The organism is Pseudomonas sp. NPDC087336 (assembly GCF_044744285.1).
Classification (GTDB): domain Bacteria; phylum Pseudomonadota; class Gammaproteobacteria; order Pseudomonadales; family Pseudomonadaceae; genus Aquipseudomonas.
Map to the genome: position 1 here is coordinate 223503 of NZ_JBIUYA010000007.1, position 26903 is coordinate 250405.

Consider the following 26903-nt stretch of genomic DNA (forward strand, 5'->3'; position numbering starts at 1 on the left):
ATCAAGGCTTCCCGACGGTGACGGTGGTAGCGATCGGTGCGTTCATGCCCCGCACTTTCACCTCTTCGACTTCGACCTTCGAGCGATCCGGCGCCTGGATGTGCATGCTGGTTTCGGTGCCGGTGGGGAATTCCATGTCCGACGGGCTCTGGTACGGCAGGTTGCGCACGATCCGCGGCGTGATCGACAGCACCAGCTCGGATTTGCTCACGTCGTCCTTGTTGCTGCCGAACAGGCGGCCGAGGCCCGGGATATCGCCAAGACCGGGAATCTTGTTGCCGGTGCTGCCATGGTCGTTGCGCATCAGGCCGGCGAGGATCTGTGTTTCGCCGTCATGCAGGCGCAGGGTGGTCTGCGCGTTGCGCGTATCGACCTGGACCGGAATCGTGCCCTGGCGGGTCGGTTCCAGTGGCGTGGCGTTGCTGACTTCCAGAGCCACCTTGATCGCCACTTCGTTGTTCAAGTGCACGGTGGGCTGCACCTCCAGTTTCAGACCGACATCGAGGTAAGTCACGCTTTCGGTGATCACCGGTCCCTGGGTCGACGGCACCGACGTGGCGCTGATGATCGGCACGCGCTGGCCGATGTGGATGCGCGCCTGTTCGCGGTTGCTGACGCGGATCACCGGGCTGGCCAGGGTATTGATGTCCTTGTCTGCCGCGTTGATCTTGGCCTGTGGCGAAGGCTGGATGGTGATCCGGCTGGAGTTGATGCCCTTGAGCTGGTCGAGAACGCTGACCGCGGTACCGTCGCTGTTGATCACGCCAAAGGTGTTCGGCCATTGCAGGCCCAGGTCGAGGATCCGCTGAGTGGCGACTTCCATCACTTCCACTTCCAGCACCACTTCGGGGTTGGACTGATCCTGCGATTGCAGGAGTTTTTCCGCCATGCGCACGGCGTCGCCGGTGTCGCGCATGGTCAGGGTGTTGAGGCGTTCGTCGACGAACACGTCGCGGGTCTTGAGCATGGTCTTGACCATGTTCAACGCGGTGTTGGCATCGATGCTGGTCAGGTAGAAGGTACGCATCACCAGTTCCTGGTAATCCTTGAGCTTCTGCGGCGAGTCCGGGTAGATCAGCAGGGTGTTTTCGTTCACCACTTTCTGGTGCAGCTGGTTCTGTTGCAGCAGCAGTTCCACCGCGTCTTCGATGCGCACGTCGCGCACGAAAATGGTGGCTTTGATGTCTGGGCGCAGGTCCTTGTCGAAGATGAAGTTCAGGCCGGCGACCTGGGACAGCACTTCGAAGATGGTCTTGAGGTTGGCGTCGCGAAATTCCAGGGTCACCGGCTTGTCCAGGCGGGTGCGCAGTTGCGGATAGGTCACTACGTTCCGGCTCTGCACCAGGCGGATATTGCCTTGCAGTTCCAGGGCTCCTTCATTGTTGGGGTCCAGTTCGAGAATCTGCCTGACCTGACGCTCGGCGCCGTAGATGTCACCACGGCGCAGGTCGCCACGGGCCAGTTCGAGTTTTTCATCGAGGCTGCGCATGTGTTCCAGCTGGCGCAAGGCGTCCTGGGCGCGGCGGTTGTTCGGCTCGATGGTCAACACCCGGCCGTACCCCATGCGAGCGGACGCGAAATCACGCTGGGTGCGATCCATGTCGGCCTGGGTCAGCAGCGCCGTGATCGAACGGGCACGCGCGCTGTTGAGGGCAATGTGCAGTTCGGTATCGCGAGGGTTTTCCCGCAGGCCCTCCTCGATCCGGGCCAGGCCGGCTTCGTACTGACCCTGTTCGATCAGCTCAGAGGCTTCTTCCTTGGCAACCTGCGCCGAGCTGCAGGCGGCCAGCCCTGCACAGAGACACAGGCTCATCAGCAAACGGGATTTGTTCATTGCGCGCTCCCCACAGACAAGGTCTGGGACAAATGCAGAGGCAAATAGACCAGGCTCAGTTCCAGATCGGAAATACCCTCGATCTTCCATGTTTCGTCGATCACATCCCCTTTACGCACGACGTAGATCTTTTCGCCGTTTTGCAAAAACACTTGCAGGTCGGTGCGGTCATGCATCCGCCCGATGAACTGGAACGGCATGGGCGGTGCAGTGGGGACCTGCACCACCGGTGCAACGTTGACGGGTTGTTCGGTGACGCTGGCCAGGGTCGGTGCGGCCTTCCAGCTGCGCGCGGCGAACAGGTCGCCCGCCGGGCTCAGGTCCTTGATCGCCACTGGCACAGCGGAGGCTTGCGCGGCTGGCGAAGCACCACGGTTCTTGCCTTTGGCCGGCGCGGCCACGGCGGCCACTTGCACATCGCTGTCGTCGGCCTGCTTGAAGTACTCGGGTAACCAGGTCAGCGCCGCGGCCACGCCGAGGAACGCCACCCAACCCACTGCACGTTTGCTGTTCATCATGACCTCGACAGGTAAAGGGTCATGCGGATCCGCCCGTTCAGGTCGGTGTCGGCGATCTTCTTGCGCGAAAGCTCCAGGTCTTCCACCACCACCGCCGGCAACTGGCCGAGCAAGGCGTGCATGAAGCGCCGCAGTTGCGGGTAGCTGCCGCGCACCGGTAACAGGATCTGATAGCGCGCCAGGTGGGTCTTGGGATCGATGCCCAGCGAGTACTCGCCCCGGGACAGGGTGATGCGTTCCTGGGCGGCCAGCGCGTAGATCTTGTCGATGGCAACAGTGGCCTGGGGCTGGGTCGGCAATTTGCTGCGGAAATCATCGAGCTGGCGTTGCGGCACGACTGGAGCGGCGATCGTGCCCTCCTCGACCTTGGCCAGGTACTCGCGGGCGTCCTGGGTCTGCTGGCTCAGGTGCTGCAGCGCCTGCCAGTCGGGCAACAAGCCGAACAGGCCGTAGGTCAGTGCCAGCACCAGCATGGCCAGCCCCGCCAGGCCGGGCACGCCCAGGCTTTGCAGGTATTCGTGGACGATCAATCTAGGGATTTGCATCGCCAATCTCCCAGGTAGCCGACAAGTTGAATTGCACCGGGTGTTCCGGCACGTTGGCGACGATTTCGTGGCTGAGCAACGACACGTCGGAGAGCTCGTCGCAGGCTTCGAGGCGGCGGTGGAAGTCGAGCATCGCGTCCAGGTCACGCGCCTCGGCGCTGATCCGCACCTGGCCCTTGCGGGCATCCGGGGTCAGGGTCAGCAAGGCAATGTTGTCCCGGGGCATGGCTTCCAGGGTGGCGAACAGGCGCTCCCAGGGCCGGCGCAACTGCTGCGACACCTTGCGCATCTCGGCCAGGTTCTGCGCCTGCTCGCGGGTTTCGGCCGGGGTCAGGCTGACCTTGGCGCCGGTGTCGCCGGTGAGCACCCGTTGCGTGGTTTGCAGATGGCCTTGCTGTTGTTCGGCCTCCCCGCTCACGTGTTGTTGAAAGACGATGCAGGTCAGCGCCAGCACCACGCCACCGGCCAGCAGGCTCCAGCCCAGGGGGCTTGAGCGGCGGCGCGGCTGAAAGTCGAGCATCAGGGGGCGCATGTCAGGCCACCGTCCGGGACATGACGTACAGGCTATCGCGTACGCTGGTCCGGCCTTCTTCAAGGGTGCGCAGCTGTGCGCCTGGCACTTCAGGGTGCGAGTCGATGCGCGCTGGCGCATGCAGGTAGACATTCAGCGGCCGTTCACTGGCGCACGCCTGCAACTGGCATTCGCGACCGACCAGCGCGCTCAGTGCCGCATCGCTGTCGCTACTGCCCACCGAGCGCACCGCCGTCCAGCGACCTTCGCGGGCCAGCAGCATCACGCTGCGCACAGGTTCGGCGACCACGAACAGGAAGTCGCCGGCGTCGAAGCTTTTGTCGAAGTGATTGAACGCCGCCATCAGGTACGGTTGCACCGAACGCAGGCGCAAGCCACGGCCACTGACCAGGGCACGCAGGCGTTCGAGCAGGTCTTGCGGCAGCGCGCTGGCGATCCGGTCGTAACCGGCGGGCTCGGCCGACAGCACCAGGCTCCAGGGTTGGTTCGCCGCCCCGTAGAGGTCTTCGAAGCACAGTTGGGCAAACCCGCGCAGTTCATCAGGGCTGCTGATCTGCTCGCTCCAGGGCACCAGGCAAAACCGGCTGAAGTGGCCGGAGACGACCACTGTCAACTCGGCGCCGGTACGGGCATGTTCACCCAGCAGGCGGTCGAGGGTCTCCAGGGCGACCGTCCAGGCCATGAAACCTTCATCGATGAAACCGACGCTGCCCAGCCACAGGGTGTCGCCACCCTGACGCTGACCGAGGCCGACACCACTGGCGCCGAGCACGGCGACATAACGCTCACGAGATAAAAGTGACACGATTGATCTCCTCGAGAGTGGTCCGGCCTTGTTGCACCAGTTCCAGCGCCGATTCGCGCAGCAGGCGCAAACCACGTTTGCAGGCGTGGGCCTTGATTTTCGAAATGGGTTGGCGTTCGACGATCATTTGCCGCAGCTCGTCGTCCAGGTGCAGCAGCTCGGCAATCGCGCTACGTCCGCGGTAGCCGGTGCCGCGGCAATGACCGCAGCCCTTGCCATGGACGAAGTGGTAATGCGCCACCTGTTGCGGATCGAGCCCCGACGTTTCCAGCTCTTCTTCGCTCGGGGTATACGCGCTGCTGCAACTGGCGCAGACCAGGCGGATCAGGCGCTGGGCCAGCACCGCATTGAGCGCGGACACCAGGCTGTAGGGGTCGATTTCCATCTGGGTGAAGCGGCCGATCACGTCGAACACGTTGTTGGCGTGGATGGTGGTGAACACCAGGTGCCCGGTGAGCGCCGATTGCACGGCGATCTGGGCAGTGTCAGGGTCGCGGATCTCACCGACCATGATCTTGTCCGGGTCGTGGCGCAGGATCGAGCGCAGGCCGCGGGCGAAGGTCAGGCCTTTCTTTTCGTTGACCGGGATCTGCAGCACGCCGGGCAGCTGGTACTCCACCGGGTCTTCGATGGTGATGATCTTGTCCACGCCGTGGTTGATCTCGGTGATCATCGCGTACAGCGTGGTGGTCTTGCCGCTGCCGGTGGGGCCGGTGACCAGCACCATGCCGTAGGGTTCGGCGGCCAGGCGGCGCAGTTGGCGCAGGGTTTCCTCTTCAAAGCCCAGGGCCTGCAACTGCACGCCGCAGACCTTGTCGGCCAGGTCCTGTTTGTCGAGCACCCGCAGTACCGCGTCCTCGCCAAAAATGCTTGGCATGATCGACACCCGGAAGTCGATCTGCCGGCCGCTGATGCCGATCTTGAAGCGACCGTCCTGGGGTACGCGCTTTTCGCCGATGTCCAGTTCGGCCATGACCTTGACCCGGGAAATCACCTGTTCGGCGAACTCGCTGCCCTGGATCTTGCTGATGTTGTTGAGCACGCCATCGATGCGGTACTTGATCACCAGGCCGCTGCCGGTGGTGCCCAGGTGGATATCGCTGGCGTGCATCTTCAGCGCATCGTAGAGGGTTGAGTTGACCAGCTTGACCACCACGCTCGAGTCTTCGCTGATGCTGGTCAGGGACAGGCTTTGCAGAGTGTCGATCTCGGTGTTGCCGTCGGCCTGGGCGTTGAGCGACTCCACCGCGTGGAAGCTCTCTTCGTGACGCGCGAGGTAGGCTTTCAGGTCGTCGGCATGCACCAGGTACAGCGGCGCGCCGTGCAGGCAGTCGTCGATCCAGGCCAGGCGGGCGCTGTCGAAGGGGTCGGCAAACACGCCGATGACCGCGTCGTCGTGACGCAGCAGGATGAATTCGCGCTTGAGGCATTGGGCCAGGGTGACCCGGTCGAACACGGGGGTGGCTTGAAACAGGCTGTCGGTGTCGAGCACCGGGTAATGCAGGGTTGCGCCCAGGCACTGGATGAAAGGCATGGGGGCCAAGTCGCACAGCACCGCGAGGGCTTCGAGCATGCGCTCGCCGGAACTGTCGGCCCGGGAACGGGCCTGGGCCAATTGCTCACTGGAAAACCGGGTCGGTACACAATCCAGCGGTGGCACATCGACGACAAGGGTAAGACGATCCATGGCTTGCTCTCCAACACCCGGGGCTTAGAGCCCTGTCGGCGCGGCGAGCAATTGCGGCGGATGCCGGAACCTCTTGTCGCGCCATTACTCCCCGGTGAGCAATTGTTCGTCGTCTGGCGCTGTGGAGGCCGAGTTACTTCGTCGGCGATCTGCAAGCACCCAACTACCGTCGTACAACTGCAGCGGGAAACTTTCGATCCTGCTCTGGCGTCGTTCGACAAAGCCTTCGCTACTGCTCACACCCGCTTTGGGTTCGCGCTGGCGCCCCAGAAGGTCAAGTACTGCACGCGCCAGTTCCGCCAACGGAAAGGGTTTGAACAGGATGTGGCTGACTCCCAGTTGCCGGGCCCTTTCGCAAACCTCTGCGGTGGGGTGCCCCGTGATCAGCACAAAATGACACTTCCTGTTCTGGCGGATGGCATCGAGCACCTCAAAGCCTTCCATATCGGGCAAGCGGTAATCGAACACCATCACATCGGGTGCGAAATCGCCTGCTTCAGCGATTCCGTGCGCACCGTCGTGAGCAATCCGGACTTCCAGCGCTTGCGCCTGCAGGTAACCCTGGAGGTTTTCCGCCAGCAGCTGTTCGTCATCAACAACCAGTACTTTGTTTAACAAGGTGGACTCCTTGAAACCGCAGGTCCGAGTTCCGAACCTGGCGGAGTGCGCGCCTTGATAGGTCTAACGCACACTTCATGCCAGGCTGAGTGCCGGTAATTTTATGTATTCATGTCCTTGAATTTAAAAGCAATGCCTTTGCGCCCATATGCCCCACCCCCCAAAAGCGGGGGAAAGCGAACGGATACGCATCGACGCTTTTCCCCCACAGTTGGGGAAAGCTCACTCGTCGTCAATCCGTTCGATCCGATTGCTTGCGCGCAGCTGCGCCAGGGCCTGCAGACGAGCCTGGACCTGTTTCTGTCGGGCAAGGTAAGCCCGAACCATGTCAAGTCCCTGCTCTTGTGTGACATCGGCAGCCTCCAATCGGTTCTGCAACTGAATCAAATGCCAGCCAACCGCCGTGCGCACCGGCTCGCTGACGGCACCGGGTGCCAGGGCAAAGGCCGCGGCTTCGAACTCCGGCAACATGCGCCCCCGGGTAAAGTACCCCAGATCGCCGCCTGCGCTGGCCGACGCGTCTTCGGAACCGCTGCGGGCGACGCTGGCAAAATCGGCACCGTCGCGAATCGTGGTGCGCATCGCCTCCAAGCGTAGTCTCGCGGCCTCGACTGTGGAAGCATCCGCCCCCTGAGGCACTTTGATCAGGATATGCCTGACCTGGATCTCCTCGGGCCGGCTCATTTCGGCGCGGTGCTCCTGATAAAACGCCTGCACCTGTTTTTCGTCCGGCGCGTCTGCCTTGGTGAGTTCGGCAAACATCTGTTGCGCCGCCAGATCACGGCGGGTGTATTCGATGTAGCCGGCCTCATCGAAACCGGCGTCCTCCAGGCGTCGGGCGAACACCTGTGCGCCCCCCATGGCCTGGCGGGTCTGGGCCACCTGGTCGTGCACCGTGGCATCGCTGACCACCACCCCGCGCTTGACCGCTTCCTGCCAGAGCAGCTCCTTGTCAATCAGGGCGTCCAGCGCCGCCTTGCGCAGCTGCTTGTAGGCGCTGGGACTGCGGATGCTGGCAACCGCCCGGCCCTGATCCTCCAGGTATTCGGCGAAATAACGCTCCAGGCGCAGCTGGGAAATTTCCTCGCCATTGACCCTCGCCACCGCCGGGCCATTGCTGCAAAACGCGGCGGGCACCCACAGGGTCAATAGCACCAACACAGTCGCAAGTTTCATCTTCGGCCTCCGGATCAGGGCGTGGCGGCAATGGGTTTGTAGGGGGCAACCAGATAGAAGCGCTGGTCTGGCAGGTCCACGGTGACCACATGGGCGCCGTTCAGGCCCAAGCGTCGACCCGGCCCGAAACTGATCAGTGGGGTCAGGCCGGTATCGAAGTCGTGCAGGGCTTCCAGGGCACTGATCAGTTTTTCCCGGCTGGCATCGCGCCCCGCCTGTTTCATGCCCTCGCTGAGCAGCATCATCGAACTGTAGGCACCGACCTGCAGCACCGCGTGTTCGCCGCCGAGCTTCTGGCGCTCGCGCAGTTGCGTCAGGGCAGTGCGCCCGGTCATCGTCCAGTCGCTGGGCACGAAGGGGTAGGCCAGGAACACCCGCCGGGAAAAACCGCTGGGCACCTGCAACAGATCCCCCGCCACCTGATTCGAGGCGGCGAACAGGTAGGGCACCTGGCCTGCGGTCTGCAAGCGCTCGGCCAGGCGACTGAAACCGCCGCTGCTGCCCATGTAGAACACCGAGCGCGAGCCCAATGGCAACTCGTCCTGCGCCGATTCATAGGGTTGCAGGCGCACTTTCTGCCAGTCGTTGTCCTGCAGGTATTGGGCAAGTTTCTCGGCTGCCAAACGCTGGCCCGGCTCGTTCGGGTAGGCGATCAGCGTGGGGCCTTGCAGTACGCGCAGGCTGGTGGCGGCGTAGTTGGCCAGGGCGATCATCTGTTCACGCAGCCCCGGCAGCGGTTCGAAAATCTGTCGGCTGGCCTGGGCCGTGCCCTGCAATGACAGCGGCCCGATCAGCGGCACGCCGGCCTGTTCCAGACGCGGCGCCAGCTCCGCATCCAGCGCCGGCACCAGCGGTGCGACCAAAGCGAAAACCTGCTCCTGTTCGATCAACTGGTCGAGCGCATGTTCGGCGCTGGCACGGTCGGGCCCCGGGTCAAGGATGGTCAGGCGCACCTGCCGGCCGTGAATCCCCCCGGCTTCGTTGATCCGCGCCACGCTGCCCCTGAGCACCGCCGCCACGGTAAGGCCCTCCTCGCCCAGCACGCCAGTACTCGGCAGCAAGGTGCCCAAGTGCAGGCTGTCGGGGCTCAGGCCCGGATCGCGCTCATCGGCCAGGCGCTTGAGGTACGCCGTCAGGTTGCGTTGATCGCTCATCGACAGCACGAACCGCGGCATCGCCGCATCGAGCCGGTTGTTGCCCGGGTCGCGTCCCTCCTGGATCGCACGGGCCATCGTGCCCTCGGTGTAGGGCGGGTAGGCTCGCCCGTTGACCTGCTGTTGACCGTAGGTGCTGGTCAGCCGCGACCAACTCAAATCCGGCGGCCGCACCCCGCCTTCCGGGCGCCCCAGGCCATCGCTGCCGTGGCAGTTGGCGCACGGCAGACTGGTGGCCGGCAGCAGCATGCCCGCCGCCCCGATCCGGGCCATGATCGGCTCACCGCTGGCCGATACACCTTCGCGGTACAGCCGTTTGCCGGCGCTTTCGCTGGGCGTCAGCGATAACGCCTGGGCGCTCAGGCTGATGCCACCCAGGATAAGCAGGCCGAGGATCAGGGCATTTCTCATGGCCCGCACTCAACGGCCGGCCACGGGCATTGCCAGCAACTGCAAGCGCTGGGCAATGGCGGCGGCCGGGGCATCGGGACGGATCTTGCTCCAGCGCTTGTTCGCCACGTCACCGACGATCAACTGGGTGGAGTGCTGCTCGGGGGACGGTATGACCTGGCCGATACGTCCCAGGACCAGGTCCATTTGCGCTTTGTCGCCGGTAAGAAAAAGCCAGTGGGGCTCATCGACGCCCTGCTTCAAGGTGTAAGCCTTGAGTACCGCCGGGGTGTCCCGCAGCGGATCACTGGTAAGGGAGATAAAGGTGATGCCGTCCGCCTTGTCGCCCAGCACTTCGCGCACTTGCTTGAGTTTCTGGGTGATCAAGGGGCAGGCATCAGTGCAACTGGTGAAAATCACATTGAGCAGCACCACACGGTTGTGCAGCGCGTCGCTGTAGAAACGCAGGGTATTGCCGTTCTGGTCCTGCAACGGCGTGTCGGTGAACCAGGTCTTGGCATCGCGGGTACCACCGGCCGGCTGCGCGGCGGCTGCCACCGTGTCGGAGGCAGGCGCCGCTTGCTCATGCCCTTCATGGGCCATGGCTACCGGGTTCAAGAGGCAGGAGCAGAGGCTCAGGGCGATCCAGTCGAGAAGTCTCATGGCTGATGCTCCATGGCGATGGCGGTGTGTTTGGCATGGGCGTTGCGTTCACCGCTGAGCTTCTCCACTTGCCGGGTCAATATGGCCGGGTCGGTGAAGCCGTAGTAGCGGGTCCAGTGGCGGCTGTTGCCGTCCCCCACGAGGATCAGCGGCGCATGATTCTTGAAGTCGCCACTGAAGCTGCCCAGGCCCTTGAGGGTTTCGTTGACCGACTGGGTGGAGCCGGTCAACCAGCTCCAGCCCGGGCCGTTCTGGAACGTGCGGGCGTAATCGTTCAGGCGCTTGGCGTCATCGCGCTGCGGATCGATGCTGATCGACACCAGTTGCACCTCGGTGCCGACCCTTGCCCCCAGCTGTTTCTGCACCTTGCCCATGATCGAGGACACCACCGGGCAGACCGTGGTGCAACTGGTGTAGATAAAGCTCATGACCACGATCTTGTCGGCCACCAGATCTTTTTCCAGGCGTACGCTTTTGCCGTTCTGGTCCACCAGCGCGACGTCGGCGAACTTGACCTGGGCGGTCTCGGAGCTGGCGCTCTTGGCCGCCATGGTGTGGCCGGCATGTTCATCGGCCGAATGGGCCAGGGCCTGGCCGATGCTGGCGGCCAGCAGGCAGAGCGTCAGCAGTCCGTGATGTGCGAATCGGTTCATGTCGATGCCCTCTTCAATAAGCTTGGCCGGGAGTCACCCGAACGCTGGCAAAAGTCTGGTCGTCGAAACTTGCGCCCAGGGACGCCGCACGTACGTGCAGGTACCAGGCGCCTTTCTGGTCAAGGGTGATCGGGGCTTCATAGATGCCATTGCCGACGTCCAGTGCCGCGACGTACTGCGGCCGTGAACTGGGCGCCAGGAAGTAGCGCACTTGCACGTCCTTGACCCCGCTGCGCTGGACCTTCTGCTTGCCCTGGACGATGCGAAAGCGCACGACATAAGGGCTGCCCAGGGCGGCCGTGGTCTTGTCGAGCATGAACTCGACTTTCGGCACGCCGGCGACGGGTCCGAGCTTGTTGTTCGGCTCAACCACGGCGCTGAAGCAATGGATGATGTTGGGCTGGTTGAGCAGGAACGCCACGTCGAAGCGCCCTGCCGCCGGCAGCTTGATCCGCGCGCTGTACAGCCCCGGCTCGACTTCGCGCAGACTGCGGTCGATGACCAGCGCCGCCCGCGCCACTTGCCCGCGGTTGGGATAGCCGGACATCGGCGCATTCATGCCTTCGGCGTAGAAGTAGGTGGTGTTGTCCACTGGGTTGACCACAAACACCGCGTTGTCGTCCCGCGACACGGCCAGGCTCGACGCCAGCGGCAGGTCACCGGCCAGCCGCGGCGGCTGCGGCCCGGCTTCGAAGCCCTGACTGATTGGCTTGCGGCCCTCACCCAGGGACGCCAGGTTGATCATCGTCACCTTGGCCGAGGCCAGTCCGCGCACATAGGCATAGGCCTTGGTGAACACCACTTGATAGGGTTCGGCAGACACGTCCAGTTCATGGATCAGCGAATCGGTGGCGGCGTCGATCACCGCCGCCTGGTTCTCCAGGGTATTGAGCACGATGCCGAAACGGCCGTCGGCGCTGAAGCCCATCGGGCCCAGACCCTGCTTGATCTTGATCACCCGCCGCACCGACTGGTTCGCGGCGTCGACCACGGTGACCGTGCCGTCCTTGCCATCGGCCACATAGGCCGCGCCGGACAGTGGCGAGTACACCACCGACAGTGGGTGCGAACCGGTCTTGAGCTGCTTGACGATGGTCAAGGTGGCGACATCGATGAGGCTGACCGTGCCGTCGTCGCGGTTGGTGACAAAGGCGAAGCGGCTGTCCTTGCTGAAGGCGATTTCGTGGTGGCCGCTGCCGGTCGCCAGGTGCTTGAGGGTCTTGAGGCTGGCGGTGTCGATCACCGTGACCCCGGAGAGCTCGGCCGACGGGGCATTGTTGCCGACCCACAGCAGGCGCTCGTCCGGTTGCAAGGCCACGCGCACCGGGTTGCTGCCGGCGGCCACCGAGTCGAGCAACTTGAATTGCTCACTGTCGATCACCGCGACTTCGCCCGCCGTCGGCATCGACACGAACACCCGTTTGTTGTCCCGGGGGGTGACCCAATCCATCGGCGGTTGCTTGATATCGATGCGGGTCATGGTGCTGGTGATGCCGCCCACCGAGACGGACGGGTCGACCACCGAGACGCTGGCATCGCGGTTCATCACCATCAGGAAATAGCTGTTGAGATCGAGCAGCGGCCGTGCGCCGATACTTGATTTGAGGAACACCCCGACCCGGGCCTTGCAGCTCTGTTCGCGGCCCTGGGCCTGGTCGGCGGCGACGGTTTCGGGGTCGATCCAGGCACCGGGGGCGACGCCCGCCAGGGGTTGGCCCGAGGCTTTGTCGGTGACTTTGAAGCGCACGTCGGCAAATTCACCCTCGCGCAACACGCCGCTTTCGGTCAGCGGCCGCACCTCAAGCGCCACCGACACGCCGTCACGCTCAAGCGTCTGGCCGGTCCAGGTGTCGGGTAGCGCGATGTCGCTGAGCTGGGTTGGAGGCGACGTGCGCCACACCCCGAGCCAGATCAGCGCTACCCCGACGACGAGGCCAACGCTGGCGATTTTGATGGTCCTGTTCATGTCACTCTCCCCTTTTACAGATCTCTGCCTGCCTCACCGCCCCCTGTAGGAGCTGGCTTGCCAGCGAAGGCGTCAGCACATCCAATATTCATGTGCCTGACACTCCGCTTTCGCTGGCAAGCCAGCCCCTACAGGGGTTGCGTTGTTTCCTGCCCTACGGCGCTGGCGCCGGTTCCGGGTCATTGGTCACCCGCAACAGCCCCCACAACCCGGAGGTGTTGCCATAGGCGCCGTAGTCGCGGAACAGGTAGTCACCCGGTATCGCGTTGACCCCACCGGCGCTCGGCAGCATGAAGCTGAAGTGCGCTGCCGGCAGGACGCTCTCGCGGGCGCCGATGTACATCGACATCGGGTTGTAGCCAAACTTCACCGAACCCACGCCTGGGGTGCCCATTGGGTAGCCACCGGTATCGCTCTTCTCTGACAGGAACGGGTTGGTCGACCAGACGTGACCGTCAAGCTGGAAGGTCGTACCGCGACTGCCGCCGGTAGGCATCAGGATGTGCGTACGGAACGGCTGCCCCGGCTTGGCGTAGAGCACCGGTGTTTGCGGATCGCCACCCACCAGCGCATTGCTGTAGGCCATGTGCGCATTCGCCATGTCGCCGTAGCCCGCGCCGTCGGCATGGCCGAAGGGTGCATCCGGGGCCAGGCCGAAGCGGTACCACATCGGTTCGGTCTTGTAGTTGATGGCCATGCTCGAGTTGTCCTGCGGATCGGTCGGCACGCCGAACCCTTCCGCGGCAATCCCTTCCACTGGCCGCCCATTGGCCCAGCGAGTGTTCAAGGCCTTTTGCCAGACCATCGCAAAGTCGCGGTAGCTGGTTTGCCCAGGGGCGGTGACGGTTGCATTGACCTTGCGCGTGTCGTCAACCCAGGTGGCGCCCATCGGCAGGATGCTCATCGCCCCGGCCAGGCCTTTTTGCGACTGCTTGATCACGTCCGCCGGGGTGATGTTCAAGCCGCCGAACTCGATCGCCGTGGCATTGATGTTGTCGACATTGCGCCCCAGTTGCGTGATCGGCTTGCCTTCACGCTCCAGGTGCCCGGCGTAGTACTGATAGGTACGGGTCGGGTAGGCCCCGCTGCTGCCGACACGCGGTGGCACGGTCTGGGTCGGGTTGGCGCCGATGTTGGTGCCGTCGGATTTGGTGATGTCGTACGCCAGCAATTGCGCGTGCAGCCCCACGTGGCTCGACGGCCGCATCAGGTTGTTGCTGAAGGTGGTCGAACCGCCGCTGCTGTTGCGATCACGCTTGACCATGCCTTGCATCACCGCGGTCTGGGTCAGGTCCGGCATCACACTCGGCAGACGGTTTTCCAGGGTGACGTTGATGCAATCACCGGCCGCTGCGCGCAGCACCAGGGGTTCGACAGGCACACCGGGCTTGAGCTTGCCGGTGGTTGGGTCGAGGTCGGCCTTGCGCACGTACAGGATTGCGGTCGGGTCATGCAGCGGCCCGCTTTGCCCGCCGATGGTGATGGTTTCACCGTCTTCAGGATCGGTCACGGTGACCTGAGGAATACTCACGGTCCGCGAGTTGAACACCAGGGTACCGCCGGCCGGATTCAACGGGCCGCCGACATGCTGGCCAAGGCCCGCCGGGTCACCGAGGGTCAAGCCCAACGGGTTGCCAAGGATGTCGTTGGCCAGCGCCGCGACCACTTCATAGTTGCGCTGCGGAGTCGGCCGGGTGCCGATGCCGTTGGGGTTGGCTCCGTACCGTGGGCAGATGCCGTCGAAAGCCACGGTGTTGCGCATACCGGTCGGCTTGGCGTTGTTGGGCAGCGCGAACAGATCGCTGCGTTGCGCGGTGTAGTTGCGCATCACGCCCCAGATTCCGCTCCAGTAACCTTCAATGGACGCATCCATCGAGTACAGGTAGTCACCGGTGGTGGCAGCCGAACTGGACAGCATCGAGACCGGTGCAATGAAGCCCATCTGCTCGGAGATGCCGATCATCTGCGACGCGCGCCAGCCAGAGTTGGAGCTGCTGCCGAAGCCGGAGCCGCTTTGCAGCCACTTCACGCCGTGCAGGGTGACGTTGTGCTCCTCTTCGTGACCGCCGGCATGCACCCGCAGCCGCACGTTGTCGCCGGTGTAGGTGCGCAGCATCGGGGTGAACGGGTCGCCAGGTTCGGCCCCGCCCTTGTTGATGTGCGGCGGGAACAGCGTGGTACCTCCGGTGGGGCCGGTGGCCGCGGTGATCAGGTTCGGCGCCAGGTTCATCGCCGGGATCGCACGGTCAGTACGGCTTTGCATGGCGTACGCCAGGTCGCCGCCCAGGCCGTCGGCCTGCATGCCGCGCTTGCCGTCCGGGCCGACCTTGTTCGGGTCGTATACCCGCAAGGCCAGCGGTTCGTTGCGGTAATTGACCACGAACATGCCCGGGTCATCGACCGAGATGGCTTGTGGGCATGGCCGGCTCGGGCAGCCGGGAACCATGCCGCCCTGCACTTCGATAATGCCGTCGAGCAGGGTACTGGCGTTATTACGCACGGGCGGGTTGATCGCGTAGCGGAAGCTGTCGGCGGTGGCCGGGAAGCTTTGCGCATTCGGCTTACCGTCAGGCCCGGCGCCCACGTACACACCGGCTTCATAGGCGTGCTGGAAGTCGCTGTATTCGAGGAAGAACTCACGGAAGCTGTCGTTCTTGCCGTCGCCGTCCAGGTCACCGGTGGAAATCACCGCTTGCCACGAAGTCGGCCCACCGTCCTGGCGCGCGCCGCTGTACAGCGGCTCGCCGGTTTCGGCGTGGAACCAGGTGGAGCCGGCAGGTTCTGCCAGCACGGTGGCGTACAGGCCGATCTGTTGGTGCGTCGATGGGCCGAGGTGGTCGTGGGTAAAGATGGTGCCCAGGCCACGGTCGACGCCTTTGGCGTTGACCACAGGGTCGACGAACCAACGCTGCATCGCGGTACGCGCACCGACCCAGTCAGCCCGGCCAAATTGGCCGAAGTACGGGTGGTTCCTGGCTTTCGGGCAAGCCGGCGTGCCATCGCGTGGGTCGCTGTCCTGGCACTGGTTGAACCCGCGGATGGCCTGGATGCGTTCTTGCACCGCACCTGGGGAGAGTACGCCGTCCTCGTAGTTCCAGCCGTTGGACGAGCCATCGGCAGCCACCAGGTCCCACTTGGGCAGGTGAATGTGCTGGCCGATCACATCGGTCGGCGTGCGTACCTGATAGTCGTCCATCTCATAGGTGGCCGGCACCAGGTTGGTTTGCTGGTACTGCACGCAGTCGAAGGTGTTCATGCGCATCACCAGGGGTTCTGGCGGACGCTGCTTGGTGATCACAGGCCAAGCGTCTTCCCAGAGCGCCAGGATGCGCGCTTGCGGGAAGTGGTAGCCGACCTTGTTGTACACCGCGTCGAACTGGATGTTGGCCGCCTTGTAGATGCGCGGACGGTCGGCGGTGAAGCTCGAGGCGCCGATGAACGACATGCCGTCGAGCCGCTCGCCACTGTTGAACTCACCGGTGCCGGCGCTGCTGCTCAGGCGTTTTTGCCGGTCGTCCATGCATGGTTCGTAGAACGGCGCACCGGCCATCGGCAAGGCGCCGTTGGTGCGGAAGGCCCGGGCCACGATTTGATTGCCCGGCAACAGGGCGAAGCTGGGGTGGTCCTTTTTGGCGTGGAACGCCATCGCTGCTTGCTCGACTTCGGTGCCCTCTTCCGGCAGGTAGATCGGCTTGGCTCGCGTCACCGTCTTTGAGAAATCCAGCGACGTGGTAATGGTTTCGGCCTCGCCACCGGCGGAGACGCCGTCCAGCGCATGACGCCCAAGGCCGCCGTCCCAGCCACCGGACTGCGCCGGGTCAAGGTTGGCCCACAAGGCGTTGCCGGTTGCTTTCAAGGCCTGCGCCGTGGCGGCGTCGAGCATGTCCAGCGGCGGAGTCGGTGGGCGTTGGCCGACCGAGCTTTCCATGCCGCCGATCCAGAATGGATAGCCTGGGTTTTTCAGTGTGCCATCGGCGTTGCGGTTGGCTTCGCTGCGATCCACCAGCGCCAGGGAACCGATGGCCTGGGCGCCACCGCTGCCGCCATGGTGCTCGCCGTCATCGTCGTCTTCTTCATCGTCATCGTCGTTGGCGGCCACCAGGGTTTCGCCGATTTTCGGTACGACCGCGACTTTGCCTGGCATCGGCGCCATGGCTTTGCCAGGCAGCGGTACCACCGCCGGGATCGGCGTGCCGGCAACGATCTCGCCATCAGGCAAGGCCCGTGCGCCAGCGGCGGGTTTACCGCTGCGCAGGGCATAAGGCTCACTGTGGAAACCGTCCGGTCCTTGTTGCGACACCTCCAGCTTGGTGCCTTCTTCGAACACGTCGTGCACCCGCCACATGGCCCACATGCCTTGGGCGAAGTGCGGGTAGAAGTGGCAGTGATAGATCGCATCGCCCGCTACCCGATTGCGGTTGCCCGAACCGCCGTTGGCAATTTCATAGGTGTAGCCGGCACCCGGGCCGATGCCCTGGGCGTCTACATAGTCGGAGTTGTCATCGTTGGGGTTGAACAGCCACTGATGCCCGTGCAGGTGGAAGATGTGCTGCTCATGGCCGTTGTGGGTGTTGCGGAATTTGACGAAGTCACCGATGTAGCTGTGGTTGACGTTGGACGGCTCGGACGGATACAGCGCCATGGTCGCCTTGACGCCCACCTGATCGGCGTTCGGTGTCTGCCCGGGGGTGATGCCTTCCAGGCCGGCGTTGGCCGGTACGTCCACCAGCATCGCCACGTCGCCGACGGTGTGGGAGCTGAGGAAGAATTCTTCGTAGGCGCAGGACAGGCAATCGTGCATCGGGCCTACGCCGAGACGGTTGGCCACCACTTCGGCACCCATGCCGCCGGAGCCATAGTTGATCATGAACGAATCGCGGGTCGGCTCCAGCACGTGGGCCATCACAGGGTCCGCCCAGTAGGCGGGGAAGGCCTGGGTCGCGGCGGTTTCATCCTGGAACTGTGAGGCGAAATCGCGGAACGGCTCCAGTCGATTGGGCAGCGCCGGGTTGCGCTTGCCTACGGCTTCCAGCGGATAGGTCGAGGGCGGGAAGCTGCCATCGGCGTTGCTGCCCATGACGATCGCGTCGCTTTCGCTGGAAATGATTTCATTGCCGTCGACCATGTTGATGATCGGCGTGCCGGCCTTGCCTTCACGGATCCACGGCTCGCGTTGCGGATAACGCGCCTGGTAATCGACGATCGGCTGACCGGCCGGGGTGCGGCCGGTGGTGGCCAGGCGCATTTCTTCTTCGGTCACGGTGTTGCGGTAAGTGCGACCGCCCTTGGGCACCACCACGACTTGGCCGAACAAACCGTTGGCCACGTTGCCGGCCGCACCTTCGCCACCGAAGGTTGCGCCACGGCTGCTGACGGCGAACACACCCTCGCGCTCGGCGTACAAGGTGTAGGAACGGCTGGCACCCGGTGCGATCAGGCTGTTGGCATTGCGTCCGGTGAACGAGGCGATGTCGTCGATGCTGTTGACCGCTTGCATGCCGTTGACCTGGAAACCGACATGGCGGTCGGCAACTTGCTCGTCGACCTTGAAGTTTTCGTTGTTGCCGATTTCGATGCCTTCTTCTTCCTCGCCCCCCTCTTCCTCGCCACCGTCGTGGGAACCGGGGTTGGCCTGGTAGGCCAGCAGGTTCTGCAGGTTGATGGTCAGGCAGTCACCGGCGGCCACCCGCAGCACCAGCGGACGCGGACGCTTGTCGGGGCGCAGTGAAACCTTGCCCGGCACCGCCGCTCCGCCCTGGGCCAGAGAGATGTCATGGTCATCGACCACATCGCGGCGCAGGGCGAACATCATGCCGTTGACGTTCTGCGCCCCCAGGCGGTTGAACATCAGCGGCTGGTCCAGCGTCACGACGTTGGCCACCAGGTTGCGTTCACAACGCGCGGCGGCCTCGGCCAGCTCGACGCCAAGCATGGAAGCGGCGAACAGCAGGAAACTGAGCAGGGATGGAGCGTGGAATATGCCGGTCATGATCACGGGCCTCACTGTGGGCGCTCACAGGGAATAATTCTCGACAAAACCCCTTGAGCAATCTGTATGCCATAAAAAATTTACTTGTTTTTCAACCAGTTAAAGTCGCCACTTAATTCATCGGGGGATATTCCCCATTTATTCCCCACTTTTTTGCCGGGGCCACCATGCCCCACTGTTGGGGAAATCCGCCCCAGGCTGTGCGGTCACAAAGGGGCATCCGCTGCCAGCCCCTGAAGACGCCGGTACTGGCGCAACACGCTGGGCACATAACGCTGGGTTTCGGCGAACGGCGGGATCACGCCGCCACGGCTGAGCACCGCTTGGGGACCGGCGTTGTAGGCGGCTACGGCGAGGGCGATGTCGTTGTCGAACATGGTCATCAGGCGCTTGAGATATTTGGCCCCGCCCTGGATGTTGGCCTTGGGGTCGTAGACGTTTTTCACGCCGAGCTCGCGGGCGGTGTCAGGCATCAGCTGCATCAACCCGCCCGCGCCCTTGGGTGATACGGCGCTGGCGTTGTAGCTGGATTCGGCCTGGATCACCGCGTGCAGCAACGCCGCCGGCAGCTGGTTGTCCGTGGCCGCCTTCGATACCAGTTCGGCATAGGGCCTGGCGGCAATCATTTGCGGCTGCTGATCGAGGCTGGACACAGACGCTTCGACCTCACGGACCACCCGTTCGTACTGGCGTCCGGGGCGATGGACATTGGACAAGACGAAGTCACCCTTGGCGTCCCTGGAAACGAATACATCGGCCTGCGCTGTGCCTGCCAGCAGCATCACGCCGAGCAGTCCTGTGGTGAGAGTTTTCATTGTTCTACCTCCCCTGACCGGCCCCGAAAAATGGGGGTAATGCCCCAATGGCCGGTCGCATATCAGCCATACGCAAGCACTGTGCCGAAAGCGCAAGCGGCCGTAATACGGGGGTTGCAGGAGGATGCCCGGCGCTTGTCCGGGCCTGTGCATGGCAATTGCATAAGCCTTTCTCGCGACCCTTCTGCCGACTGTGTGAGGTCATCATGAAACAGCGTCTGCGTTTCGCCCCGCGTGCTTTTTCCCTTCGAGCCGAGCGCGGGTTCACATTGCTTGAACTGTTGGTGGTGCTGGTGGTGCTGGGGCTGTTGGCCGGGATCGTCGCGCCGAAGTATTTCGCGCAACTGGGCCGCTCCGAAGTGAAAGTGGCCAAGGCGCAAATAGAAGGCCTGGGCAAGGCCCTGGACCTGTACCGCCTGGAGGTCGGCCATTACCCGTCGACCGAGCAGGGTTTGCAGGCACTGGTCACCGCCCCCAGCGACGAAACCCGCTGGACCGGCCCTTACTTGCAGAAAAAACTGCCGCAAGATCCGTGGGGCCGTAACTACACGTACCGCTACCCCGGAGAAAACGGCGAGTACGACCTGCTGTCCATGGGCAAGGACGGCCAACCCGGCGGCGAAGGCGAAAACGCCGAAGTCACCAGTTGGCAATGACGGGAATGGCGACCATGCGTTTTCACCTCAAGGCGGTAGGCAAGGCCGGTGTGGTTTCAATGACCGTCGAGGCGCCGGGCGACAGCGAAGCCCGGCGCATCGCCGAAGACCAGGGGCTGCGGGTGGTCAGCCTGCACGCCGAGCGACACTGGCGGGCACTGCGTCTCAAGCAGCGCGAGACCTTCAACCTGGTACTGTTCAGCCAGGAACTGACCACCCTGCTCAATGCCGGCCTGCCGCTGATCGATGCGCTGGAAAGCCTGGCGGAAAAAGAGAATGCGCCACAGGCCCGCAAGACCCTGAGTGAACTGGTGCGCCTGCTCTATGAAGGCAAATCGTTTTCCCAGGCCTTGGCCCAACTGTCGGCGGTGTTCCCGCCGCTGTACGTGGCATTGGTCCAGTCCAGCGAGAAAACCGGTGCCGTGGGCGATGCGCTGGGACGCTATGTCAGCTATCGCCAGCGCATGGACGAGGTTCGCCAGAAGATCGTCAGCGCGTCGATCTACCCCATGCTGTTGCTGGTGGTGGGCGGTGGCGTGGTGTTGTTCCTGATGGGGTATGTGGTGCCGCGCTTCAGCCTGGTGTTCGAAGGGCTGGGGTCGAACCTGCCGTGGCTGTCGCAGATCCTGATGAGCAGCGGCATGTTCCTGCATGCCCACCAGGGCGAATTCTTTGGCGCACTGGGCACGATCGTCATCGTCCTCGCCCTCCTCCAGCGGCAACCGGCCTTTCGTCGGGGTTTGGACCGCCTGATCGAAAAACTCCCGGCGGTGCACCAGCGCATCTTCATGTACGAACTGGCGCGTTTCTACCGTTCCCTGGGGATCCTGCTGCAAGGCGGCATCCCGCTCGTCACCGCCATGGGCATGGTTCGCAACCTGCTCACTCCCGCCTCCCGATTGCGCCTGGACCAGGCCTGCGAACGGGTGCGTGAGGGGCAGTCGTTGTCGACGGCGCTGGAACTCAATCACCTGGTGACCCCGGTGTCCCTGCGCCTGCTGCGCGCCGGCGAGCAGTCCGGCAACCTCGGGCAGATGATGGAGCGCAGTGCCGACTTCTACGACGAAGAAATCAGCCGCTGGATCGAATGGTTCGTACGCCTGTTCGAACCCTTGCTCATGACCTTCATCGGACTGCTGATCGGGGTGATCGTGATTTTGATGTACATCCCGATTTTCGAGCTGGCTTCGAGCATCCACTGATGCCTCTGGGACGGGCCTGCGCGGGAAGTCGCCGTTTTTTTCAAGGTGATAACGAATAAAGCGGCACCTTGACGTGTTTACCCACTGAATATGGCAGCACGTTGCAATGTTCATCAACGTTCCAACTTGAATTAAAAGACGGAGAACGACATGCACATCAACAAGCTATTACTGGCAGTAGCAATTGGCGCGATCTTATCGGCGTCTACCGTGCTGATTCCGGACAGCCTGTCCGGGGTATCGAGCGCTCAGGCGAAAGAAGGCGGAAGTGGCGGTGGTGGTGGCGGCCACGGTGGTGGCGGCGGTAGTGGTGGCGGTGGCGGCGGTCACGGTGGGGGCGGCGGTAGTGGTGGTGGCGGCGGCGGTCACGGTGGTGGCGGCGGTAGTGGTGGTGGTGGCGGCGGTCACGGTGGTGGCAGTGGTGGCGGTGGCGGTGGCGGTGGAAATGGCGGTGGCCACGGCGGCAATAGCGCCGGCAGCGGTCATGGCGGCAGCGACCATGCTTCCGGGCATTCCGGCAGCACAGCCTCGAACTCCGGACGCAGCGGCACCCATTCCGAACCGGGTGACGACCATGGCGTGCATCAGGCCGGGCATGACGACAATGGGGTTCACCGCTCCGGCGAGGTAGGCGACGACCACGGCGTGCACCGTGCCGGCGAAGTGGGTGACGATCGCGGCCTGCATGCCGCTGGCGAGCCGGGTGACGATCGCGGCGTCCACGTCGGTGGCGAACCGGGTGACGACAAACGCGTCAACTGACGTGTGAAACCCGTTGTAGGAGCGAGCTTGCTCGCGAAGGCGCAGTGTCAGGCGATATCAATATCGAATGTCATGACGCCTTCGCGAGCAAGCTCGGCTCCTACAAGCGGTTGTGTGAATCGTCCAGGCGCTCGCGTAAAAACTCGATCAACGCCTGCACCGGTCGCGAGGACTGTCGATGTTGCGGATACACCGCCGATAACGTCAGCGGTTGCGGTCGAAACTCATCCAATACCGCCACCAACCGCCCATCTTTCAATGCCGAACCGACGATAAACGTCGGCAAATAGGTAATCCCCATCCCGGCAATCGCCGCGTCCTTGAGCAACTCGCCATTGTTGACCCGCATTCGCCCCGTGACGTTGACCATCAACGGCTTGCCCTGCCCTTCGAAGCGCCATTGCACCTGACGCCCGTGGCCATAAGGCAGGCAGTCATGCTGGTGCAAATCTTCGGGTTTGACCGGCGTGCCGCGCTCCGCCAGGTAAGCCGGGCTGGCGCAGTACACACGCTGGATCGAGGCGATGCGCCGCGCGATCAGCGTCGAGTCCTCCAATATTCCGATGCGCAGTGCCAGGTCATAGCCTTCAGCGAGCAGATCCACCGGGCGATCGCTCAAGTCCACTTCCACCGTGACATCCCGATAGCGCTGCAAAAACTGCGGCAACAAACACCCAAGGTGCGCCAGCGCAAACGACAGCGGCGCACTCACGCGCAGGGTCCCGCGCGGCTCGGTGGTCTGCCCGGCGATACCCTGCTCCACCTGCTCGACTTCACCCAGCAAGCGCAAGGCCGATTCGTAGTAGCTCTGCCCCAATGGCGTGACATCCAGCCGTCGGGTCGAGCGATTGAGCAGTCGCACGCCCAGTCGCTCTTCGAGCTGCATCAAGCGTCGACTGACAAACTGCTTGGACAGCCCCAGCTGATCGGCGGCGGCGGTGAAGCTGCCGGAGTCCATCACCTGGCAAAAAATTCGCATATCTTCGAACGGGTTCATTGTCATGCCTTTGGTTGACAGTCAGGCACTTTATAGCGACTTCTCCCCTTTTTATCACCCTATCGCATAACGATGTGGGAGCGAGCAGGCTCGCTCCCACAAGGTTTGGCGTTTTGGCCGACGGTCTTACTTGGCGGTGAACGTGGTGTAGCTGTTGATCAGGTTACGGTAGTTCGGCAGGCGTTCGGACAGCAGGTTGGCCAGGCCTTCCATGTCGTTGCGCCAGTCGCCTTGCAGCTCGCAGGCCACGGAGAACCAGTTCAGCAGATGCGCACCGGCGGCCGACATGCGGGCCCAGGCAGCCTGCTGCACGGTGGTGTTGAAGGTGCCGGAAGCGTCCGTCACCACGAACACTTCAAAACCTTCGGCGATGGCCGACAGGGTCGGGAACGCCACGCACACGTCTGTTACCACACCGGCGATGATCAGTTGCTTGCGACCGGTGGCCTTCACGGCCTTGACGAAATCTTCGTTGTCCCAGGCGTTGATCTGGCCTGGACGGGCAATGAACGGTGCGTCCGGGAACTGCGCCTTGAGTTCCGGCACGATCGGACCATTAGGCCCTTTGTCGAAACTGGTGGTGAGGATGGTCGGCAGCTTGAAGAACTTGGCGATGTCGCCCAGGGCCAGCACGTTGTTCTTGAATTCGTTGGGCGAGAAATCCTGCACCAGCGAGATCAGGCCGGTCTGGTGATCGACCAGCAGCACAACAGCGTCATCTTTGTTCAAGCGAGAGTACGGAACGTTGCTCATGAAAAAACTCCTTGGTGGATGGATGTCACTTGCTGCGCCTGACCAGGAGGCCGGCGCTTATTGGTATTCGTCAAAAGGCAAAACACGAGCAGCCGAAGGCGCCCCAGAAACCGGCAAAATCACTGACCGGCGCATTCGACAGGCGCGCCCGCTCATGGCTGTGGGAGTGCACCGCACACGGACCACTGCACTGATGTACCTGCGCCTGCAACGGCGAATTCGGCCTCCAGTGACCCGGGACTTTCACCACTGGCGACCAGTCCGGCAGCACGGGCACGCTCGCTGGCCCCAGTTTCTCGAAATCGCCAGCGGCATACACCACCTTGCCGCCGACCACGGTCAGCACCGACTCGATCCACTTGATCGCCTCTTCCTCGACGCTGAAAAAGTCCGCGCTCAATGCCGCCACGTCCGCCAACTGCCCGACCTTGATCTGGCCTTTCTTGCCCTGTTCGGAGGAGAACCAGGCGCTGCCGTGGGTGAACAGTTCCAGGGCGGTCTGGCGCGACAGGCCCTCGGCGTGCAGTTCCAGGCCACCGACGGTGCGACCGCTGACCATCCAGTACAGCGAGGTCCAGGGGTTGTAGCTCGATACCCGCGTGGCATCGGTACCGGCGCCGACCGGCACACCTTCGGCCAGCATGCGCTTGATCGGTGGCGTGGCTTCGGCGGCCTTGGCGCCGTAGCGCTCGACGAAATATTCGCCCTGGAACGCCATGCGATCCTGAATCGCGATGCCGCCACCCAGCGCCCTCACCCGCTCGATGTTCCGTGGGGTGATGGTTTCGGCATGGTCGAAGAACCACGGCAACCCGTTGAACGCAATGTCACGGTTGACCTTCTCGAACACGTCGAGCATGCGGCTGATGGATTCGTCGTAGGTGGCGTGCAAACGGAACGGCCAGCGCTGCTCGACCAGATGGCGCACCACCGGCTCCAGTTCGTCTTCCATGCTTTGTGGCAGGTCCGGACGCGGTTCGAGGAAGTCTTCGAAATCCGCCGCCGAGAACACCAGCATCTCCCCGGCGCCGTTGTGGCGCAGGTAGTCGTCGCCCTGATGCAACTTGACGCTGCCGGTCCAGTTCTGGAAATCCGCCAGCTCTTCCTTGGGCTTCTGGGTAAACAGGTTGTAGGCGATGCGAATGGTCAGCTGCTGGTCCTTGGCCAATTGCTCAATCACCTGGTAGTCGTCCGGATAATTCTGGAAACCACCGCCGGCATCGATGGCGCTGGTCAGGCCCAGGCGATTGAGTTCGCGCATGAACTGGCGCGTCGAGTTGACCTGATATTCCAGCGGCAACTTCGGCCCCTTGGCCAGGGTCGAGTACAAAATCATCGCGTTGGGGCGCGCCACCAGCATGCCGGTGGGGTTGCCATTGGCGTCGCGCACGATCTCGCCACCGGGCGGGTTCGGCGTATCGCGGGTGTAGCCCGCCACGCGCAAGGCCGCGCGGTTGAGCAAGGCACGGTCGTACAGGTGCAGGACAAACACCGGGGTGTCCGGCGCGGCCTGGTTGAGTTCTTCGAGGGTCGGCATGCGCTTTTCGGCGAACTGGAATTCGTTCCAGCCCCCCACCACCCGCACCCATTGCGGCGTGGGTGTGCGGTCAGCCTGTTCCTTGAGCATGCGCAACGCATCGGCCAGCGACGGCACACCTTCCCAGCGCAGTTCGAGGTTGTAGTTCAGGCCGCCACGGATCAGGTGCAAGTGCGAGTCGTTGAGGCCGGGGATCACGCAACGGCCCTTGAGGTCGATCACTTGCGTGCCCGAGCCGCGCAGCGCCATGGCCTCGGCATCGCTGCCCACCGCGACAAAGCGGCCATCACGGATGGCTACCGCACTGGCGTGTGGGTTCTCACGGTCGACGGTATGAAATTGGCCATTGAACAAAATCAGATCGGCGTTCATCGCGTTTCCTTGGGCGAAGTGGATGAAGACAGCCAGGGCGCGAACAAGCGCGTCGCCATCGGCATGAACAGGTACACCACCGACAGCACGATGGTCAGGGTGATCAGGAAGGTCGCGACCACGTAATGGGAGAGCACGGCGTTGAGTTGCAACAACGGCCCCCAGAGCAACGGCACCAGCAAGGTGTGCGGCAGGATCACCAACAGTGTGACCACGGCCTGCTTCCAGCGCGGAGCCGGCGAACCCGACTCGGCCTGCGGGGTAAACCAGAATTCGTTGACCGGATTAACCTCGGTCTGGTCGCCGTCGGCCAGCATCGGCGTGGCTTCCTTGACCAGCGCCTGACGTTGCGGCGAATCGAGCCAGCGCTGCATCGCGCCGGTGGAGCAAAAGCGCAAGACGCAGGTGTACATATCAAGGCCGGCATTCTTGCCGCGCATCACGTCCACGCCCAGGTGCCCCTCCTGCTGTCCGGCGACACTGACAATGTTGCGCAGCCAGGCTTCGTAGGGCACTTCAAAACCGGCCTTGACCCGGTGTTTGATGACCAGGGTCACGACCTCCTCGAAAGGCGAGTCGGGCACGTTGGAATCAGGCATGACGCGGGGCTCCGGCGAGACAATATTGGGGGGCGAACAAACAACCGCGGGGTTGATCGCCGATATTGGGTTGGATAGTGCCGGGGCGGGGAAGGAAAAAATTGGATGTACGTGCTGTTTTTGCGGGGGGGACGCGTTGCCACGGAACAGCTCGCTCCCACAGTAGACCAGGTACAGCCATAAGAGATTGGTCGGCTGTAAGGCCGCCATCGCTGGCAAGCCAGCTCCCACAGGGGGTCCGGTACATCCGCCGGGTCGGCTGGCAGGCCGCCTTCGCGGGCAAGCCCGCTCCCACAGTGAGCCGGTATACACCCACTGCTCTTCACCACTCATCAGGCCGAGCGTTAGCTCGCCTTCAGCTTTTGATCTTGATCCACCCGCCCCTTCGGGAGGCTGAGCGCAGGTGTTCATCCGGAGAGTGGCGCGCAGCGCCGTTCGACGAAGTCGAACACGCTGCATGTAGGTGCCAGCGAAGCCAACCGGAGGGCAGTGTCCCCGGATGGATACCGGAGCGAAGGAACACCGAGCCTTAGCGAGGGCCGGACGCCGGGGCGAGCCTTTTTTTGCTTACTTTTTTTTGGCGTTTCCCTCCGTGTCAGGCTACCTGTCGCCCTTGTTGATTGACTCATTCATTCAAGAGGGCGAAGGTGTTTAGCAATGTCCAAGCGCTATGACGACGA

At 63.3% G+C, this 26903-nt stretch carries 21 protein-coding genes; 3 read left to right on the plus strand and 18 right to left on the minus strand.

The window, feature by feature from the left end; all coding sequences use genetic code 11:
- Position 1 precedes the first annotated feature (1 nt).
- From ACIO0C_RS09690 to ACIO0C_RS09755, 14 genes are all read right to left on the minus strand, one after another.
- Complete coding sequence (locus tag ACIO0C_RS09690; RefSeq protein WP_401310859.1) at positions 2-1834, minus strand: secretin N-terminal domain-containing protein; 1833 nt, start codon at positions 1832-1834, stop codon at positions 2-4.
- On the minus strand, positions 1831-2349 hold the full coding sequence (locus ACIO0C_RS09695; RefSeq protein ID WP_401310862.1) for a hypothetical protein: 519 nt from the start codon (positions 2347-2349) through the stop codon (positions 1831-1833). Before ACIO0C_RS09695 ends, ACIO0C_RS09690 begins: the two co-directional genes overlap by 4 nt.
- Entirely contained in the window at positions 2349-2897 is a 549-nt protein-coding gene (locus ACIO0C_RS09700; RefSeq protein WP_401310865.1) for a GspMb/PilO family protein, read from the minus strand. The genes ACIO0C_RS09695 and ACIO0C_RS09700 overlap by 1 nt, the downstream gene beginning before the upstream one ends.
- On the minus strand, positions 2884-3429 hold the full coding sequence (locus ACIO0C_RS09705; RefSeq protein ID WP_401310867.1) for a pilus assembly protein: 546 nt from the start codon (positions 3427-3429) through the stop codon (positions 2884-2886). The genes ACIO0C_RS09700 and ACIO0C_RS09705 overlap by 14 nt, the downstream gene beginning before the upstream one ends.
- A gap of 1 nt (position 3430) precedes the next feature.
- On the minus strand, positions 3431-4234 hold the full coding sequence (locus tag ACIO0C_RS09710; protein WP_401310869.1) for a hypothetical protein: 804 nt from the start codon (positions 4232-4234) through the stop codon (positions 3431-3433).
- A complete protein-coding gene (locus ACIO0C_RS09715; protein ID WP_401310871.1) occupies positions 4215-5921 on the minus strand; it encodes a GspE/PulE family protein in 1707 nt (568 codons plus the stop codon). Before ACIO0C_RS09715 ends, ACIO0C_RS09710 begins: the two co-directional genes overlap by 20 nt.
- Before the next feature lie 84 nt (positions 5922-6005).
- Entirely contained in the window at positions 6006-6539 is a 534-nt protein-coding gene (locus tag ACIO0C_RS09720; RefSeq protein WP_353925573.1) for a response regulator, read from the minus strand.
- A 222-nt stretch (positions 6540-6761) separates the two neighbouring features.
- On the minus strand, positions 6762-7715 hold the full coding sequence (locus ACIO0C_RS09725) for a peptidylprolyl isomerase (protein WP_353925572.1): 954 nt from the start codon (positions 7713-7715) through the stop codon (positions 6762-6764).
- 14 nt (positions 7716-7729) lie between these two features.
- Positions 7730-9280 carry an ABC transporter substrate-binding protein gene (locus ACIO0C_RS09730; protein ID WP_401310875.1) on the minus strand — a complete coding sequence of 517 codons (1551 nt, stop codon included), beginning with the start codon at positions 9278-9280 and terminating at the stop codon, positions 7730-7732.
- 9 nt (positions 9281-9289) lie between these two features.
- Positions 9290-9922, minus strand: a complete 633-nt coding sequence (locus ACIO0C_RS09735; RefSeq protein ID WP_401310878.1) for an SCO family protein — start codon at positions 9920-9922, stop codon at positions 9290-9292.
- A complete protein-coding gene (locus tag ACIO0C_RS09740; protein ID WP_401310880.1) occupies positions 9919-10575 on the minus strand; it encodes an SCO family protein in 657 nt (218 codons plus the stop codon). Before ACIO0C_RS09740 ends, ACIO0C_RS09735 begins: the two co-directional genes overlap by 4 nt.
- Positions 10576-10588: 13 nt before the next feature.
- The gene (locus ACIO0C_RS09745) at positions 10589-12541 is read right to left on the minus strand and encodes a cytochrome D1 domain-containing protein (protein ID WP_401310883.1); all 1953 of its coding nucleotides are present in this window, start codon (positions 12539-12541) and stop codon (positions 10589-10591) included.
- Between the two features lie 154 nt (positions 12542-12695).
- The gene (gene mnxG, locus ACIO0C_RS09750; protein ID WP_401310886.1) at positions 12696-18530 is read right to left on the minus strand and encodes a manganese-oxidizing multicopper oxidase MnxG; all 5835 of its coding nucleotides are present in this window, start codon (positions 18528-18530) and stop codon (positions 12696-12698) included.
- 206 nt (positions 18531-18736) lie between these two features.
- A complete protein-coding gene (locus ACIO0C_RS09755; protein WP_401310889.1) occupies positions 18737-19345 on the minus strand; it encodes a lytic transglycosylase domain-containing protein in 609 nt (202 codons plus the stop codon).
- Between the two features lie 206 nt (positions 19346-19551).
- Between ACIO0C_RS09755 and gspG the strand changes: the two genes are divergently transcribed.
- The 3 genes from gspG to ACIO0C_RS09770 all read left to right on the plus strand — a co-directional run bounded on the left by gspG (position 19552) and on the right by ACIO0C_RS09770 (position 21965).
- Positions 19552-20001, plus strand: a complete 450-nt coding sequence (gene gspG, locus ACIO0C_RS09760; protein ID WP_401310892.1) for a type II secretion system major pseudopilin GspG — start codon at positions 19552-19554, stop codon at positions 19999-20001.
- A 14-nt stretch (positions 20002-20015) separates the two neighbouring features.
- Positions 20016-21203 carry a type II secretion system F family protein gene (locus ACIO0C_RS09765; protein WP_401310895.1) on the plus strand — a complete coding sequence of 396 codons (1188 nt, stop codon included), beginning with the start codon at positions 20016-20018 and terminating at the stop codon, positions 21201-21203.
- Between the two features lie 150 nt (positions 21204-21353).
- Complete coding sequence (locus tag ACIO0C_RS09770) at positions 21354-21965, plus strand: hypothetical protein (RefSeq protein ID WP_401310898.1); 612 nt, start codon at positions 21354-21356, stop codon at positions 21963-21965.
- A gap of 100 nt (positions 21966-22065) precedes the next feature.
- Here ACIO0C_RS09770 and ACIO0C_RS09775 read toward each other — a convergent pair whose 3' ends face one another.
- From ACIO0C_RS09775 to ACIO0C_RS09790, 4 genes are all read right to left on the minus strand, one after another.
- Complete coding sequence (locus tag ACIO0C_RS09775; protein WP_401310901.1) at positions 22066-22962, minus strand: LysR family transcriptional regulator; 897 nt, start codon at positions 22960-22962, stop codon at positions 22066-22068.
- 126 nt (positions 22963-23088) lie between these two features.
- Positions 23089-23715: an isochorismate family cysteine hydrolase YcaC gene (ycaC, locus tag ACIO0C_RS09780; RefSeq protein ID WP_020796367.1), complete on the minus strand. Its 627-nt coding sequence runs from the start codon at positions 23713-23715 to the stop codon at positions 23089-23091.
- A 70-nt stretch (positions 23716-23785) separates the two neighbouring features.
- Complete coding sequence (locus ACIO0C_RS09785) at positions 23786-25624, minus strand: amidohydrolase (protein ID WP_401310905.1); 1839 nt, start codon at positions 25622-25624, stop codon at positions 23786-23788.
- Positions 25621-26223 carry an antibiotic biosynthesis monooxygenase gene (locus ACIO0C_RS09790; RefSeq protein WP_401310908.1) on the minus strand — a complete coding sequence of 201 codons (603 nt, stop codon included), beginning with the start codon at positions 26221-26223 and terminating at the stop codon, positions 25621-25623. Before ACIO0C_RS09790 ends, ACIO0C_RS09785 begins: the two co-directional genes overlap by 4 nt.
- Positions 26224-26903 lie beyond the last annotated feature (680 nt).

Excerpts from the sequence above, each read along its gene's own strand:
- ACIO0C_RS09690 (WP_401310859.1), bottom strand. The coding sequence starts at position 1,834 with ATGAACAAATCCCGTTTGCTGATGAGCCTGTGTCTCTGTGCAGGGCTG.
- ACIO0C_RS09695 (WP_401310862.1), bottom strand. The coding sequence starts at position 2,349 with ATGAACAGCAAACGTGCAGTGGGTTGGGTGGCGTTCCTCGGCGTGGCC.
- ACIO0C_RS09700 (WP_401310865.1), bottom strand. The coding sequence starts at position 2,897 with ATGCAAATCCCTAGATTGATCGTCCACGAATACCTGCAAAGCCTGGGC.
- ACIO0C_RS09705 (WP_401310867.1), bottom strand. The coding sequence starts at position 3,429 with ATGCGCCCCCTGATGCTCGACTTTCAGCCGCGCCGCCGCTCAAGCCCC.
- ACIO0C_RS09715 (WP_401310871.1), bottom strand. The coding sequence starts at position 5,921 with ATGGATCGTCTTACCCTTGTCGTCGATGTGCCACCGCTGGATTGTGTA.
- ACIO0C_RS09725 (WP_353925572.1), bottom strand. The coding sequence starts at position 7,715 with ATGAAACTTGCGACTGTGTTGGTGCTATTGACCCTGTGGGTGCCCGCC.
- ACIO0C_RS09730 (WP_401310875.1), bottom strand. The coding sequence starts at position 9,280 with ATGAGAAATGCCCTGATCCTCGGCCTGCTTATCCTGGGTGGCATCAGC.
- ACIO0C_RS09735 (WP_401310878.1), bottom strand. The coding sequence starts at position 9,922 with ATGAGACTTCTCGACTGGATCGCCCTGAGCCTCTGCTCCTGCCTCTTG.
- ACIO0C_RS09740 (WP_401310880.1), bottom strand. The coding sequence starts at position 10,575 with ATGAACCGATTCGCACATCACGGACTGCTGACGCTCTGCCTGCTGGCC.
- ACIO0C_RS09745 (WP_401310883.1), bottom strand. The coding sequence starts at position 12,541 with ATGAACAGGACCATCAAAATCGCCAGCGTTGGCCTCGTCGTCGGGGTA.
- mnxG (WP_401310886.1), bottom strand. The coding sequence starts at position 18,530 with ATGACCGGCATATTCCACGCTCCATCCCTGCTCAGTTTCCTGCTGTTC.
- ACIO0C_RS09755 (WP_401310889.1), bottom strand. The coding sequence starts at position 19,345 with ATGAAAACTCTCACCACAGGACTGCTCGGCGTGATGCTGCTGGCAGGC.
- gspG (WP_401310892.1), top strand. The coding sequence starts at position 19,552 with ATGAAACAGCGTCTGCGTTTCGCCCCGCGTGCTTTTTCCCTTCGAGCC.
- ACIO0C_RS09765 (WP_401310895.1), top strand. The coding sequence starts at position 20,016 with ATGCGTTTTCACCTCAAGGCGGTAGGCAAGGCCGGTGTGGTTTCAATG.
- ACIO0C_RS09770 (WP_401310898.1), top strand. The coding sequence starts at position 21,354 with ATGCACATCAACAAGCTATTACTGGCAGTAGCAATTGGCGCGATCTTA.
- ACIO0C_RS09775 (WP_401310901.1), bottom strand. The coding sequence starts at position 22,962 with ATGAACCCGTTCGAAGATATGCGAATTTTTTGCCAGGTGATGGACTCC.
- ycaC (WP_020796367.1), bottom strand. The coding sequence starts at position 23,715 with ATGAGCAACGTTCCGTACTCTCGCTTGAACAAAGATGACGCTGTTGTG.
- ACIO0C_RS09785 (WP_401310905.1), bottom strand. The coding sequence starts at position 25,624 with ATGAACGCCGATCTGATTTTGTTCAATGGCCAATTTCATACCGTCGAC.
- ACIO0C_RS09790 (WP_401310908.1), bottom strand. The coding sequence starts at position 26,223 with ATGCCTGATTCCAACGTGCCCGACTCGCCTTTCGAGGAGGTCGTGACC.